The sequence below is a fragment of the Affinundibacterium amnicola genome (assembly GCF_014284275.1).
Taxonomy (GTDB): Bacteria; Pseudomonadota; Gammaproteobacteria; order Burkholderiales; family Burkholderiaceae_D; genus Undibacterium; species Undibacterium amnicola.
On sequence record NZ_JACOFU010000003.1, the window covers coordinates 454939 to 470638 of the forward strand.

The following is a 15700-nucleotide window of genomic DNA, read 5'->3' on the forward strand; positions in this document are numbered from 1 at the left end:
GTATGTGTTGCTCCTTCCCCTTCAAGGGGAAGGTCGGGATGGGGATGGGTTGTAGTTGGAAAAGGATACATTCATTAATCAACCAAGACCCATCCCCACCCTAACCCTCCCCTTGGAAGGGGAGGGAATACAGTAAGTCAATTTCATCTACGCGTGAATTTTGGAATGCAAAGTAAATAAGAGGAAACATCATGGACTACTTACATCAATTTATCTATGGGATCTATCCCTACATCGCTCTGGCGATTTTCTTGTTCGGCAGCTTGGCACGATTTGAACGCGAACAATATACGTGGAAGAGTGATTCTTCGCAAATGCTGCATGCCGGTAATCTGCGTGTTGGCAATATCTTGTTCCACATCGGCGTGCTCGGTTTGTTCTTCGGTCACATGGTCGGTTTGCTGACGCCGGTGATTGTGTGGGATAGCTTGGGAATTTCACACGGCTTTAAGCAAATGATCGCGATTGTCATGGGTGGCGTATTTGGCACTTTGTGCATGGTCGGTTTGCTGATCTTGATGCACCGTCGTTTTACCGATGCGCGTATCTCCGCAGTGACGAAAACTGGCGACAAAATCTTGTTATTGTGGATTTTCATCACCTTGGGCTTAGGCTTGTCTACCATCTTTGAATCTTTGCATCATAGAGATGGCCACATGATGGTCTTGTTGATGACGTGGGCACAGCACATCGTGACTTTTAAAGGTGATGCTGCCAATTACATCGTGACCGCACCATTCTTGTTCAAGGCACACTTGTTTATGGGCTTGAGCTTGTTCGTGATCTTCCCATTCACTCGTTTGGTTCACGTGTGGAGCGGTTTTGCATCGGTTGGTTATTTAAGTCGTGCGTGGCAGTTGGTACGTCCACGCTGATCGTCATTCCTGCGAATGGTGAAGTAGGGAATACGAGCAGCATGCTGCTCGCCTACGGAACGATCAACGCATGCATGCGTTGATTCCCATAGCGATAGCAGGAATCCCGTGACGTCAGGTGATCAACGAAAGACACTGGGCTCCTGCCTGCGCAGGAGCGACAATGAATCAAATTGCCAGCAATAAATTTTTAGGAGGCAATCATGCCCGTCATAGTTAATGGTTACGAACTCAGCGATGCTGAGATGGAAAAAGAACTGCCAGAGCATCAAGGTGCAGCTGATCCGATGAAGAGTGCGATGACCGCTTTGGTCTTGCGTCGTGTTTTGTTGGATAAGGCAAACGAGTTGGGTTTACAAGGTGAGGATGAAGACAAAATCGAAGCCTTGTTGGTACGCGAAGTGCTTGTGCCTAAGCCAAGTTCAGAAGAATGCCTGCGTCATTATCAGGCGCATCCGCAGCGTTTTACGGTGGGTGAATTGGTCGAAGCGAATCATATTTTGTTTCAAGTTACCGCAGCCTTGGATTTAGATAATCTGCGTAAACATGCGGAAATAGTGTTGCAGGATTTGTTGGATAATCCAGCGAATTTTGCCGCGATGGCGAAGGCGAATTCGAATTGCCCATCGAGTGAAGTCGGCGGCAATCTCGGGCAACTGACACGCGGCGACACGGTTCCCGAATTTGAAAAAGTGATTTTCTCAGCCGAAGAACACAAGATCGTGCCACGTTTAGTTGAGACCCGTTTTGGTCTGCATATCGTGCAGCTTGGTCGCAAACTGGCAGGGAAATTGCTGCCGTTCGAACAGGTAGAAAGCAAGATCGCTGATGCTATGCAAAGAGCTAGCCACGATCACGCGATGCGTCAGTATCTGCAATTGATGGTTGGACAAGCCAAGATCAGCGGCATAGAACTCGAAGGCGCGGATACGCCTTTGGTGCAGTAAATGTCAATAAAGTAGGGTGCGCCGTGCGCACCGTTGGAACATATCAAAAAGTGGTGCGCATGGCGCACCCTATTGAATAAAATTGAGGGTTAATCATGTCGCAAGCAATGATGAGTTTGGTGAAACAGCACCAAGAATGTGACGATCAGTTAAATCGCGTCGAAGCGGCTTTGCATAAAGCGGATCTGGCTTCAGCTGGTAGAAATTTCCGCTTGTTCGACGAGCAGTTAGAACACCATTTCCGTCTGGAAGAAGAACGCTTGTTTCCTGCGTTCGAAAAAGCTACGGGCATGATCAACGGCCCTACAGTGGTGATGCGTGGTGAACATGCAGAAATCCGTCAATTACGTGATCAAGCGATGGAAGAGATCGAGCAAGGGCAAGTTGAATCCGCCTTGGCGACGATAGATACCTTGAATGTGTTGATCCAACAGCATAATGTGAAAGAAGAAAATATTCTTTACCCTATGTGCGGTGGCAGTGTACCGAATCTGATGTCCGTGCTCGGTATGGGCGGGTGTGGTGGCGCATGTTCTTGCGCGGCGTAAGATACTGTTTTGGTGGTGGACGTAGATACTTTCAGCGCTATACGTCTAGGTAAGGCGATTGCTGATTGTGCTTACGATTTAGCACCGAATGCAGAACAACATCTGCGTTCACGTCTACGATTAGGTAATATTTATCCTGAGTCAGAGATACAAGAAACTTTGCGCATTGCTAGTTTATGTAACTTTGCATTGAGCTGCGCTATGAATATCGATATGAGTTGGTGTTACAAGGACAAACGCCGGCTTCATTTCTATGTCAAGAGGTGTACACAGGTGCGCAACAGCGTTATCCGCACGGCATCAGCGCAGAGACAAAAATAAAATCGAATATCCGCCGTGTTTTTATGTGCATTACTCAATTCTCAATTGATGGGATTTTATTCGCCATCCTAGTTATCGCAAGATGCTAAGCGTCACAAAATTGTGATACAACCCATTGATGTTACGCATAGCGATTGGGAAGCCAAATTATTGGGCGTCTATGGCATTTGGCAGACCGATGGAAAAGTACACCATCTGGTTGCCAAACGCTTGGTCGATATGAGTCACTTACTGGGCAATTTTATTGCAGCGAGTCGTGACTTTTGTTAGCGCATTTATTTAGCTGGAATACGCTCTAAAACGGCCAATAGCAAAGTCCAATATTGACCCACTGTTTTGATGTTCACCATTTCATCTGGACCATGCGGAAAGCGTATAGTCGGGCCGATAGAAACCATGTCCAAATGCGGGTAGGGTTTTTTGAATAAACCACATTCCAAACCAGCGTGGATCACCATAATTTCAGGTTCGCGGTGATAGATGCTTTCGTAAGTCTCTTTGACAATCGCCATCACAGGGGAGTTGTTATCAGGCTTCCAGCCTGGATAGCGTCCTTCAAATTGCACACTAGCACCGGCCAGATCACATAAAGACTGCAGGTGGCTTTCGATATACGCGCGGCCGCTATCGATCAAAGAACGCACCATGCAAATAATGCTGATATGGTTGGCTTCGGTACTTACCACACCAACATTCAGCGAACTTTCTACCACGCCAGCAACTTCATCGCTCATGCGCATCACGCCATTTGGGCAGGCATTGATTAGATGAATTAACTGTTGTTGCGAATTGCTTTGTAATACTTTTTCTGGAGCTGTGCAGTCGCTGATGTTTAATCGTAGGTTCGGTTCTGTTGCAGCCAATTCTGATTGCAAGATCGCTTGATATTGCGCGACACGTTGCTGCAATAAATCGAGTTTTTCAACTGGTAAAGTAAAGCTGAATTGTGCTTCACGTGGAATGGCATTGCGTAACGATCCGCCTAGCGCTTGACTAATCGCGATGCCTAATTCACTCGCATGTCCGGCAAAAAAACGCGCTAATAATTTATTTGCATTGCCGCGTCCTAGATGAATGTTGACGCCAGAATGACCCCCTTTTAAGCCTGCGATACTCAGGGTATAAGCTAAGTGCGCAAGATCAGCATCTTGCCATTGCACAGGCAATTGGATTTTTGCATCGACACCACCAGCGCAACCCATATAGATTTCGCCTTCTTGTTCAGAATCGGTATTGATTAAAATTTCTGCTTCTAAAATACCTGGCTGTAAGCCAAATGCGCCTGACATACCTGCTTCTTCGTCGACAGTGAGCAACACTTCTAGCGGACCATGTTTGATATCGGATGCCCCCAAAATAGCCAGTGCTGATGACATGCCTATGCCATTATCTGACCCTAAAGTGGTACCACGTGCTTTGACCCATTCACCATCGACCCAAGCTTCAATTGGATCAGTCAAAAAATCATGAACTTTATCGGCATTTTTTTGCGGCACCATGTCGAGGTGTGCTTGAATGACGACGGTTTTACGGTCTTCCATGCCGGCAGTCGCTGCTTTGCGAATAATTAAGTTACCTACTTGATCGACAATCACTGGTAAGCCACGCTCTTTCGCCCAAGCTTGGATATGCGCGCTTAACGCGGCTTCATGCTTGGAAGGGTGGGGGATAGCACAGATTTGTTCAAACCATTGCCAGAGTGGCTGAGGAAATAATTGATTGAGTTCAGATTGGGTAGTTGGCGTTGTCATCTCGGTATCTCGGCATTGCTATAAAAGCTATGCGGCATCAAATTGAAGAGCCGAGAGTTTACCATACCAGTGTGTTGCGCTTGCTTGATGCCAGCAAGCACCGTGGTTTGACGAGAGTCAACATGTAATTGCAGCGTCTCTCCTTATTCAATGCGACGAATGACACGCACCGCAGTTTGACAATAGTCGCGAAAACCCATGCGTAAATACAGCTCATGTGCTGCACTATTGCTATACATGACATGTAAAAAAGGAATTTCATCAGCGAGTAATTGGCGTCGAATAAGACGATGCATTAAGCGTTTCGCTAACCCCTTACCTTGAAAATCTGGGTGCGTACAAACGCCGCTGACCTCGCGATAGGGCGGTGCATAACTACGCTCACCTGCCATCGCGATTAAACGATCATCCTTGTCAAAGCATCCTAGATATTCGCCTAAGGCGATTGTGCGCATACCAAATGGACCTGGATTAGTTAACTGCGCCAAGCTCACCGCGTCTTGTGTGTCCTTTACATTATCAGGATTTAAACGTCTAGCTTGAAAAGTCGCATCTTCTGGCGGCATTACACCATCCCACAGCATTCGATACATCGTGCTCTCGACTTCAAGCGTCCAGCCGGAAGGTATCGTGCCAATCCAACCAGCACAGTAAAACAGTTCGCCAGGTTCGCAATACGCGTTGATCGCATCAAAATCAGGCTGCAACGCATTCGCAAAACCGAGAATAGGAGAGAAGCCTTTTGCATAGCGACGCGCATCACCTTCACCTGCGGCAAAACAAGATTGCGCGTCAGATAAACTATGCCAAAAAATATTATCGAGAGGATGTGTCATCATTGATTTTGAAATTATTTTTTGTAAGTCTAGCAGATAGACGTGCATTGCTCGTTACAATCGCAACTCCGACTTTTTTGTATTTATTAAAATAGATGAATCCTTTTCAGACGCTAAATTCAGCCGTGTTGAACGACGCGGGTTTAAATTGCCATGCCGTATTTGCAATCGCGAATCTGTCTGCGGATGTCAAAGCAATTCTGTTTGAACGTTGTCCGCAGGCGAAAAATTATCAGCAACTAATTTTGATCGGTCATGCAGGCACACAATTTTGGCAATCCTTCAATGAACGCGTTAAAGACGTCGATAATCAGGCACATCCGATTGATACTTTCACGGTATCGGTAGTCCAGCAATATTTACAGTCAGAACATCCATCGGCTAGCTATGAAGTCGTGTATCCCGGTGCTTATACCGTGAGTCTGCAAGAACTAGGCAAACTCGCCGGCTGGCATCATGCATCACCGTTTATGGTGGGTGTGAATACAGAATTTGGATCATGGTTTGCTTATCGTGCTTTGGTGTTGGCAAATACAGATTTAGCCGTCACACCAATGAAAGAGAGTGCTTCACCATGTATCAGTTGCGAGAGCACACCATGCATCAGTGCTTGTCCACCACGTGCTTTAGATGATGGTCAGTTTAATTTAGAAGCTTGCTTAGCGTATCGTCTGCAAGCAGATTCCCTATGCAAGAATACTTGTTTGGCTCGACGCGCGTGTCCGGTTGGCAGCGATCATCGTTACACCGATGAACAAATGCAATTTCATTATGGGCGTTCTATGAAAATGATAGAACTCTACGCAAAAAAACGATTTTCATCTTAGCCTGAATACAGCAGGGCTTAACACTTTTCATATTTCCAATTACGACGTTTTCCTTCCGCCATCCATGCTATCGCTTGCTGTAATCGTTTAGTTCGAGTGGCTTCGGTTTTCGCTTCGGTGTACCACGCGACATATTCTTTTTTCTGCGAATAAGGAAAAGCCTCAAAAGTCGCCAAAGCCGCAGAATTTCTTTCTAACTCGTTTAAAAAATCAGAGGGAATTTGAAGCTCTTTCTTTTCACTTTTTTCTTTGTTGCGCGAAGGCAGTTTGGCACCCGCATCGTGTAACTTCATCGCCTCTTTTAAAAGCTGAACGAAGGCTTTTTCGTCCGGTAAATCGGCCAAGCTTGTGATACGCCCAAATTGCCCCATGGCTTTTTCAAGCTTGCTATCAATCTGTAATAATTCTCCGTACCAAAATCCCAGCGCACAGTGTTTTTTAAATGCGGCGAAGTGACAAAAGATACTGCCCTTGTACTCGAAGTGCGGCATGCTCCACTTAATCGTTTCGCTGACATCTGGGCAATGCTGATGCACCATCTCGCGAATATGTCGCAATATGGGTTGCGCGAAATCGGCGGATTTTTCTATGTAGGTATCGATGTGGGGATCGGTATTTTTCATTGGAAATTGTCTCTTTATATAATTTAAAGAGGCGATTATGAACTAGCATGTTGCCAAGTTAATTTCTTGTGTCAGGATGTAGGATATGATAAATATTAGTGTACATTGTACAAACAGTCATCTTAAAAAATGCTAAATTTTACACTTTAAAAGTTTAATTTTTTTAATGTGTTTTGGTGGTTTTTATGCACTTATCAGAGGGAATAATATCCCAAATTAGGAAAGCCATGAATATTAAGGAAACGCTGAATGAAGTTGACAGAGTTCAACTTGAAATTGACACCGTGCGACCAATAAGTTCTGAGCAGGAAGCACGCGTATTTCAAAAATTTAGACTTGAATGGAATTACCACTCAAACGCAATTGAAGGTAATTCACTAACATATGGTGAGACCAGAGCATTTATCATGCACGGCCTTACTGCAAAAGGGAAACCATTTAAAGACTATTTGGATATTCGCGGACACAATCAAGTAATAGACGTGCTAGTCGATTTTATCCGAAACAAGGAGGATTTAACTGAAGCGGACATTCGGGAGATTCACAAAATACTTTTAGTAGAACCATATGAATCTTATAGCATTTCACATAACGGCCTTCGAACTACGCGTCAAATAGAAATCGGGAAATATAAAACAACAGCTAACCATGTGCTTACAAGCACTGGGGAGACATACTTCTTCGCTAGTCCAGAAGAAACACCTTCAAAAATGGCCGATTTGGTTCGTTGGTTTAGAGAGGAGCGTGAACTTAAAAGACTTCATCCAGTCACTCTAGCTGCAAGTTTTCATTATCAATTTGTTGCGATTCATCCATTTGATGATGGAAATGGACGAATGGCCCGTATTCTTATGAATTTGATTCTCATGCAGTTAGGATATCTGCCAGTTGTCCTTAAACTAGAGAAGAAATCTGAATATTTTCTTGCGTTACAGAAAGCCGATGCTGGCGAAATTGACGAATTCGTCATTTTTGTAGCTGAAGCCCTTATCGAGTCGGGTAACATATTTATGAAAGCTGCTCGTGGTGAACCGATTGATGAGCTGGGTGATTTTGATAAAAAAATATACCTTCTGCGCCAAGCAATTGAAACAGAATCAGGTGGAAGTGAAGATCAGAAAACGCAAGAGAAACAAAATTTCCTTGTAAGTGGAATGGTATCCTCTATTTTTGAGGGAGTAGGAAGTCGATTTGTTCAAATAGATCCTTTGTTTGCTTTGAAAAAACTTCATATTATTTATCAAAATGAAGGGAAAACAGGCATTATTAAAGACAAACCAATTCATCAGTTAGTCGAGCAATTAATAACGGAATCGTCTACCAAACCACTGACAACAATACAGTTGTTTTATCATGCACAAGGGTTTATAAAAAATTCATCTGAGAGCTTTCTTTTATCTATTGTTATTTACTTCAACTTAAATAACTTTTCTATTAGCTTTCAGACTACTGGAACACTAGAGCTTGAAATTTTTAGAGCAGGCTATTCAACATTTCCCGACGATACTGATGTGCTAAGAGTGACGAAAGTAATCCTTGATAGTGTAGTTGGTGGACTTGAGAAATTGGCCAATAAGAAATCTAATTAACCTGTTACTTCGAAATAATTCTGTAGGCGTTCCATGAAAACACAAGAACTATAGGCTGCAACATACTAAAGTGAATTTTGTGGGCGCATTGCATAGCATAGCTCAGCAGGCATAAAATTCGTAAAGATTGCCATTTTGATTTCGGGTTTCGCTATGCACAGCGCCAATCTAGCTTAGACTAGGCTGCATTTTTTTGAATTACCAATTTCCAGATAACATTGACTAGAAAATTAGTCGTTTGCGTGGAGTTACGGGCACGAGTGCATACAGAAAATGATACAAACTCACTTCAACATCTGCGCCCGCAATTTGTCTTTCTTATTCGGGCGCTTACCCTTAACACCACCATTCGGATCTGCTGGTCTAGCAGTTTGCGCAAGCACCAGTTTCTCTTCACTAGGAATAAATCCCGCAATTTGCTCGCGTGCGATTTTGATGTTGTGACGTTTCTCGATTAAGCGGAAGTGGGCTTCGTTGGCGGGATCGGCGCAGATAAAGCTGATTGCTAAACCTGCTTCACCAGCGCGACCTGTTCGGCCGATGCGGTGGGTGTAATCATCGCTGGAGCGGGGTAAATCAAAATTGACCACGACGGGTAATTGGTAGATGTCGATACCGCGTGCGGCGACGTCGGTGGCGACTAGGATTTTGACGCGGGATGCTTTGAAGTCGCTGATGACTTGGCTGCGTTTGCCTTGGGTTTGTTCACCGTGAAAAGCTTCGGCGCTGATGTGGGCTCGGCGCAATTTGGTTGATAATAAATCTGCCGCATATTTGGTGGCGACAAAGACCAAAACGCGTGACCATTTTTCAGTTTGGAGTAAGTGTTTGAGCAGTTGGGTTCTTTGCGTGGCCTCGACCATGATCGCTCTTTGCGTGATGTCAGGCTTGCTCTCATCGGTATCGGGGATATTGATGCGAGCGGGATCGATTAATAAGGCTTGGGCTAATTCAGCGACATTCGGCGCGAAGGTCGCTGAGAAAAAACAGTTTTGTCTTTGTGTGGCTAATAGCGCCAAGACTTGTTTTAATTCGTCGGCAAAACCCAAGGCCAACATGCGATCGGCTTCATCTAATACGAGGCAAGTGACTTGATCCAGCTTGATCGCATTTTTGCTATGTAAGTCGAGCAAACGTCCTGGCGTTGCCACCACGATGTCGGCACCACCGCGTAAATGCAGCATTTGCGGATTGATTGAAATGCCGCCAAATAAGACGGCTAATTTGGGTGGATGCGCTGCGCCTAGGCTCAGGCTGCGTAAGGTGTCGCCAACTTGTACGGCTAATTCTCGGGTCGGTACCAAGATCAATGTTTGCACCACACGGGTTTGACTATGGCCTTGCTTGAGGTAGCGTTCTAGCAAAGGTAGGCAATAAGCGGCAGTTTTTCCTGAACCTGTTTGCGCGGTCGCTAACACATCGCGACCAGCCAACATGACGGGGATGACATCTTGTTGAATCGCGGTTGGCTGCGCATAACCGCGCGTTTGAATCGCATTGAGTAAGGTATTGGAAAGACCGAGTTGAGAGAAGGGCATAGTCGCAGTGTAGGGTGGGGTAAGCATTTACCGATAGGCGAGATTTTAAACGATATTGATGAGCGAACTGCTTTTGCTTGGTGTATTCTCGCTGACGTTCGGTGTTGTAAGCCAATCTGGTACGTCTTTTAACTATTGAAAAAGTAAGGATGAAATAATGAAAATAAAATATGCCTATGCTAAACAAGTTTTTCAAAAAGCAGCGCTGGTGGTTTTTCTCACTAGCACTGTTGGTGCTTTCGGTGCCGCCCATGCGGATACTTCTGGTCGCGTGATGACGCCACAGGATCTGTGGGCAGTAAAGCGGGTTGATAATCCCGTGGTATCCCCTGATCAAAAGTGGATTGCCTTTACGGTACAAACTTGGTCGTTAGAGAAAAATCGTGCGCAGAATAATATCTGGCTGATGGATAGCCAGGGACGCAATCAACGTCGCTTGACCACCGCAGACGCTAGCGATAGTGCGCCAGTGTGGAGCCCGGATGGTAGTCGTATCGCCTTCACTTCGCGTCGCAGCGATGACGAAGCGCCAGCGCTGTATATTTTGCGTTTGGATGGTGGTGAGGCTGAAAAAGTGCTGGAACTACCTTTTGGTGTGATCAACCCCAAGTGGCATCCGAACGGAAACAGTTTGTTTGTCGGCACTAAGGCGTTTCCAGCTCTCAAAGGGAAGTGGAGCGCTGATGATATGCTGGCGATGAAGCGAGAAATGAAACGTCGTCGTGACAGTAAGATGACGGCAAAAGTCACCGAGGATAGAGTTTATCGTTTCTTTGATCACTGGCTTACTGATGAATTGTCTGCGCACTTCTTGCAATTGGATTTAGGTAGTAAATCCATCAAAGATTTGACGCCGCAATCGAAAGACTTATTTAGTTCTTCCAGTACCTTTGATTTCACGATTTCACCTGATGGGAATACGCTGGTCTACAGCAGCAATTCCATCCCTGCGCCGCATCATGAAGCAGATAATCCCGATCTGATTTTATTGAAACTAGACGACTTAGGAAACGCAAAAAATATCACTAGCGAGAATCGTGGACCTGATTTTTCGCCAAGCTTTTCTGCCGATGGCAAAAGCATTTACTACACACGCACCAATACTCCTTTGTACGATGGTAGCTCGGCAAAGCTGTGGCGCTATGATGTGACAACGGCAAAACATAGTCCTGTTACAGAAGCGCGCGATTATTCCATTGCAGAATTTCAAAGTACCAAGGACTTGAGCAAGCTGTGGATGGTCGCTGAAGATCAAGGTGAAACGAGCATATTTACTAGCAAAAGCGATGGCAATCAATTTGAACGCGTGATTCGTGATGCAGGCATCTCCAAGTTGAAATTACTCGGCAATCAGTTAGTATTTTTGCGCAGTAGTTTTGATCGTCCTAATGAAATTTATAGTATGGATGTAGCAACCAAGACGGTGCGCCAATTAACGCGCTTTAATGATGAGTTGATGGCGACGTTGAAGCTAGGCAAAGTCGAGTCGTATCAATTCAAAGGTGCAAATGATGATTTGGTACAGGGCTGGGTGATTTTGCCGCCTGACTATGATAAATCCAAAACCTATCCTTTGCTGCAACTCATGCATGGCGGACCACACACCATGGTGGGCAATGCGTTTAATTTCCGTTGGAATGCGCATGCAATGGCGGCGCCTGGCTATATCGTTAGCTGGGTCAATCGTCATGGTTCGACAGGTTTTGGTGAGCAATTTGCGCGCAGCATTAATTCAGAATGGGGTGTCAAACCTACGCAGGATATCTTGCGTTCGAATGACTATCTGATGCAAAAGTTCGGCAATATCGATAGCAAACGTATTGCGGCGGCGGGTGCTAGTTATGGCGGCTATTTGGCGGCATGGTTAGCTGGTCATACCGATCGCTTTGTTACGATTATTGATCATGCAGGTGTGAACGATCTCGTCACGCAATATGGTTCTGATTCGACCAACTATTCATTTGAAAAAACCTTGGGCGGGAATCCATGGAGCGATACCGACGTGATGCAAAAGAATAATCCTATGTCGTACGCGAAGAATTTTAAGACGCCGATGTTATTGACGCATGGCGAACTCGATTACCGCGTGCCGTATGTGAATAGCACAGCTTTATATGGTGTTTTACAAGGCATGAAAGTGCCATCTCGATTGGTGATTTTCCCGAATGAAAATCATTGGATCTTGTCGCCGCAAAATTCCGTCTATTGGTATTGGGAAGTACAAAATTGGTTGCAGCGTTATATCGGTGGTACGCCAACTTTAGTACGTCCGAAATTTTGAGCTCTTTAAGTTTGGGTCATCGCTGGAATCACGAAGTGATTTGATTTCAGCGACGACGTGTCATTGTTTCATAATCAATATAAGTAAGACATCAGTAATTCATCAAGATAGCGGTTTTCAGTTTTCAGATAGGTGTATTTTCGCAGCACACCTTCCGCTTGAAAACCGCATTTTTCATACAAACTAATTGCGCGTGTATTCTCAACACTGGCACTGAGTTCAATGCGCCTTAATTGCTTGGTTTTTCCCAAGGCGATAATCTCTTCAAACATTTTTTTAGCATAACCCTTGCCAGCAAAATCAGGATCAATCGCGACACCACCCAAATAAGCAATATGTGAAGTTCGATGTTTTAAGGGAATTAACTTGAACATGCCTACCGATATTCCTGCTTCCTCAAAAACGTACAACACGCCATCATCCAATAATTGCTTGAAAATAGGCGCGAATGCTGGTTTGTCCATAGGCTCGTACAAGAGGAAGGGGTTGACTTCTGGGTGCATGTACAAACCGTATATGAAATTAATGTCATTTGAGTTGGTTAATCTAAGCATGTTATTTAGCTTTCTTTTGAGTCGGAAAATGCTGGGTGACTACACGAAATGAAGTATTGTGTACGACAATTGACAGAGAAATTTACTTTGTGACGAACAATACCTTCATCTTTTTTGGGCAATGTTCGGCGCACTTTACTAGTTTATGTTTTTATCGATAAGACTTATCTCGCGTTTGCTGTTGATGTTGGCGCAGATATCGAATACAAGAGATTATAATTTGAATGTGAATTGTTCAAATTGTGAAGCAATTTTTGACTACCTATTTACACGAAATTTATGACTATCGTAGCTATCATTGGAGCCGGATTTAGTGGTTTGCTTACCGCTGTGCAACTGACGAAAGAAAGCTCAGGAAAACAATTACATATTTGTTTGATTGATCAAAATTCTTATCCAGGTAGAGGGCTTGCATATGGTACATGGGATGATAATCTTTTACTTAATGTGCCCGCTGGAAATATGAGTGCATTTCCAGATGATTCGCAACATTTTGTTCGCTATTGCCAAGAAATCGACCCCGCCTATCATGAGGGAACATTTGTTTCCAGAAGAATTTATGGTGATTATCTAGAAGATTTGTTATTAAAGGCAAAGAATGAATTTACCTTCAATTTTGAAGTAATTTGTGCGAACGTGGATGCTGTTGCTAAATTAGGAAAAGCACTGTTCTCTCTTCACATGTCATCGGAAAAGACTTTGACAGTCAATAAAGTGATTTTAGCGCTTGGGCATTTCGAATCATCCAATCCACTTCGACAAAATGAATTGGAGATGGGTAGCAAAGTATTTTTAGAAAGAAAGGATATTTTGGCCCTTTGTCAAGATGAAGGACAAAATCCTATAGTAGTTGTAGGCAGCGGGTTAACTGCAGTTGATTTGGTTTTTCAACTAAGCAGCTCAGGGGTGAGAAGAAAAATGGTGCTTGTTTCTCGTCGAGGTTTGATACCGCAGTCACATCGCGTAAATCCGAAAATTCCAGCAAAAAATTTGTTAGATATTCTTTCAGAAGTCCCCAGTACTGTTAGAGCTTTTCTTCGCGCTATTCGTACAGAAATTGCACGTCGCGAAGTAAGTGAAGGTAATTGGCGCGATGTGATAAATGAGTTGCGCCCGTTTATTCCAGAAATTTGGAGACGTTTATCAATTTATGAACGGCGACGATTTTTAACAAAAATATTGCCGTACTGGGACACGCATCGACACCGATTAGCTCCCATCGCATATAAACGATTCATTTCACTTATTGAATGTGGTCAAGTTGAAGTGCTTGCTGCAAGAGTTGAAAGTATTGAACCTCTGTCGTCTGGTTGGCGTGTACAAATTAAAAGACGTAGGCAAGAAATTGTGGATGTAATAGAGGCTATAGGTCTTTTTAATGCCACTGGACCTAATTCGGATGTAAATCAAATTAAACATCCATTGATACAGCAATTAGTGAGGGATAAATTGATTTGCGCCGACGAATTACATGTCGGTATTCTGACTACATCAAAATACCAAACGATTGATGATCAAGGTAGAGAAGTGGAGAATCTTTTTTATATAGGACCTATGTTGAAAGCGAGTTACTGGGAATCTATTGCAGTTCCTGAGCTACGTGTGCATGCCGCCAGATTAGCAAAGGAAATATTAATTGATCTTTGATTGATATTGAGCGGTTCAGGAGAAGTATGCGGCATTATCAATGTTTCGTGCGGCCACCACAGTACGGAAAATACAAAATATAGTCATATAAAATACACTCATTTCGATGTCTTATATGTAGAAAAATTATAGATTGGTTAATCTGTACGAAACAGAAGTTGTAGTTCAATATTTTAATATGACATCAAAATGAGGAGTGACACTACGTTCGAAAAAAGTACGACAGTGGGTTATTTTATGAATGATGTTATTCACGATATCGATCAAAAATGCGCTTCAATTCACCGCTTTTTTGCAGAAAAATGAGTGCGTCATTGATCATCTTGATCTGTTTCTCAGGTAAGTCTTTTCTCAAACCCATATAAAATTTCTCCGATAACTTAGGATTTTCAAGTAGTCGGACTTGTTTTTCAAATCCTTCGCGGTTAATCGAATTTTTAATGCCAGGAGAACGGTGGCAATAGAATCGACCACGACCAGCTAAGAGTTTGCGTAAATTGGATAAAGACGAGGTAGCACCATTATCGATCTTGAGGCCGCCAATATCTTGCAAGATATCGACAATCCCAAAACCGCGAATCACCAAGATGGTGCCATCGTTTCCTAGTGCCCGAATATCTTCCCAGCTATTGACTTCAATTGGATCGTCGGCCCTGACCGCCAACAAATAGTCCACAGAAAAGAGTGGAGTGCTCAATAGTTTGTATTGCGCTGTATTGCGATCAATATTTTGTACGCCACAGATGGCATCGATGCGATTGTTAATGAAATTGGCATCGATGCGTAACCTCGGCATCCAGACTTGATCACCGCTAAATTGAATTTCAGGTGTACGTTTTTCAATGGCGCGAAAAATATCGACACAGATTCCGCCGATTGCTGGTCGTCCGTCATGATGTATGGAGATGTACTTGGGTTCTGATGATTCTTGGGCTGCTGTGCGAATGACGATTACTGCCATTGCTGGAAGCTGTATCGACAAAAGCAGAATGGTGACAGCCCTGCGCCAAAAATGCATAAAACGCCCCAGAGGTTTTCGAATATAAGTCTATCTTTAGATTTTCTTAATGAAGCCGCATTGTACTCCTTAATATACTAGGACTTAAATCTAGAAGCTTTAAAAATTGCAAACGCACACTAGGAAATAAGTTTGCTTCTCTACCAGATTAACCAAGTACCTATTAGCACTACCATATTCTGAGCTTTTTGCGGCTTAGGTAGGCATACGTGAGTCATGTTGATGAGCGTCGTACTAGATCAATTCTTTAAATTAGATGGCTTATTGCCCTTTACTATTGCAATTGAATTAGCGCTTCCCCCACTAAACTGTTGCAAAGACTATTTTCAGTTTACTCATATTTAA

At 43.8% G+C, this 15700-nt stretch carries 13 protein-coding genes and 2 pseudogenes; 9 read left to right on the plus strand and 6 right to left on the minus strand.

Features of this window, described 5'->3' with window-relative positions; all coding sequences use genetic code 11:
• Nucleotides 1-191: 191 nt before the first annotated feature.
• From narI to H8K33_RS09945, 5 genes and pseudogenes are all read left to right on the plus strand, one after another.
• The gene (gene narI / locus H8K33_RS09930) at nt 192-875 is read left to right on the plus strand and encodes a respiratory nitrate reductase subunit gamma (protein WP_186890854.1); all 684 of its coding nucleotides are present in this window, start codon (nt 192-194) and stop codon (nt 873-875) included.
• Between the two features lie 203 nt (nt 876-1078).
• Complete coding sequence (locus H8K33_RS09935; protein ID WP_186890855.1) at nt 1079-1822, plus strand: peptidylprolyl isomerase; 744 nt, start codon at nt 1079-1081, stop codon at nt 1820-1822.
• 95 nt (nt 1823-1917) lie between these two features.
• The gene (locus H8K33_RS09940; RefSeq protein ID WP_186890856.1) at nt 1918-2370 is read left to right on the plus strand and encodes a hemerythrin domain-containing protein; all 453 of its coding nucleotides are present in this window, start codon (nt 1918-1920) and stop codon (nt 2368-2370) included.
• A 24-nt stretch (nt 2371-2394) separates the two neighbouring features.
• Nucleotides 2395-2672, plus strand: a pseudogene (locus H8K33_RS19875) (PHP domain-containing protein); the annotation flags it as partial.
• A 31-nt stretch (nt 2673-2703) separates the two neighbouring features.
• Nucleotides 2704-2961 (plus strand): annotated as a pseudogene (locus H8K33_RS09945) (hypothetical protein); the annotation flags it as partial.
• A 5-nt stretch (nt 2962-2966) separates the two neighbouring features.
• Here H8K33_RS09945 and H8K33_RS09950 read toward each other — a convergent pair.
• Together H8K33_RS09950 and H8K33_RS09955 are read right to left on the minus strand one after the other, a co-directional pair.
• The gene (locus H8K33_RS09950) at nt 2967-4442 is read right to left on the minus strand and encodes an aminoacyl-histidine dipeptidase (protein WP_186890858.1); all 1476 of its coding nucleotides are present in this window, start codon (nt 4440-4442) and stop codon (nt 2967-2969) included.
• Nucleotides 4443-4585: 143 nt separating this feature from the next.
• Nucleotides 4586-5281 (minus strand): GNAT family N-acetyltransferase, encoded by a 696-nt coding sequence (locus tag H8K33_RS09955; RefSeq protein WP_186890859.1) that lies wholly within the window; start codon nt 5279-5281, stop codon nt 4586-4588.
• 92 nt (nt 5282-5373) lie between these two features.
• Here H8K33_RS09955 and H8K33_RS09960 point away from each other — a divergent pair, with 92 nt between their 5' ends.
• A complete protein-coding gene (locus H8K33_RS09960; protein WP_186890860.1) occupies nt 5374-6105 on the plus strand; it encodes a hypothetical protein in 732 nt (243 codons plus the stop codon).
• Between the two features lie 17 nt (nt 6106-6122).
• On the opposite strand, the gene H8K33_RS09965 is transcribed toward H8K33_RS09960, so the two are convergent.
• Nucleotides 6123-6728, minus strand: coding sequence for a YdeI/OmpD-associated family protein (locus tag H8K33_RS09965; protein WP_186890861.1), 606 nt, complete (start codon nt 6726-6728; stop codon nt 6123-6125).
• Between the two features lie 227 nt (nt 6729-6955).
• On the opposite strand from H8K33_RS09965, the gene H8K33_RS09970 reads away from it, so the two are divergent.
• Nucleotides 6956-8317, plus strand: a complete 1362-nt coding sequence (locus H8K33_RS09970; protein WP_186890862.1) for a Fic family protein — start codon at nt 6956-6958, stop codon at nt 8315-8317.
• Between the two features lie 284 nt (nt 8318-8601).
• Here the strand turns inward: H8K33_RS09970 and H8K33_RS09975 are convergent, their stop codons facing one another.
• A complete protein-coding gene (locus H8K33_RS09975; protein ID WP_186890863.1) occupies nt 8602-9855 on the minus strand; it encodes a DEAD/DEAH box helicase in 1254 nt (417 codons plus the stop codon).
• A 157-nt stretch (nt 9856-10012) separates the two neighbouring features.
• Between H8K33_RS09975 and H8K33_RS09980 the strand changes: the two genes are divergently transcribed.
• Nucleotides 10013-12136 (plus strand): S9 family peptidase, encoded by a 2124-nt coding sequence (locus H8K33_RS09980; protein ID WP_186890864.1) that lies wholly within the window; start codon nt 10013-10015, stop codon nt 12134-12136.
• 74 nt (nt 12137-12210) lie between these two features.
• Here the strand turns inward: H8K33_RS09980 and H8K33_RS09985 are convergent, their stop codons facing one another.
• The gene (locus tag H8K33_RS09985; protein ID WP_186890865.1) at nt 12211-12690 is read right to left on the minus strand and encodes a GNAT family N-acetyltransferase; all 480 of its coding nucleotides are present in this window, start codon (nt 12688-12690) and stop codon (nt 12211-12213) included.
• Nucleotides 12691-12969: 279 nt separating this feature from the next.
• Here H8K33_RS09985 and H8K33_RS09990 point away from each other — a divergent pair, with 279 nt between their 5' ends.
• A complete protein-coding gene (locus H8K33_RS09990) occupies nt 12970-14337 on the plus strand; it encodes an FAD/NAD(P)-binding protein (RefSeq protein ID WP_186890866.1) in 1368 nt (455 codons plus the stop codon).
• 247 nt (nt 14338-14584) lie between these two features.
• On the opposite strand, the gene H8K33_RS09995 is transcribed toward H8K33_RS09990, so the two are convergent.
• Nucleotides 14585-15298, minus strand: coding sequence for a substrate-binding periplasmic protein (locus H8K33_RS09995; RefSeq protein WP_186890867.1), 714 nt, complete (start codon nt 15296-15298; stop codon nt 14585-14587).
• Nucleotides 15299-15700 lie beyond the last annotated feature (402 nt).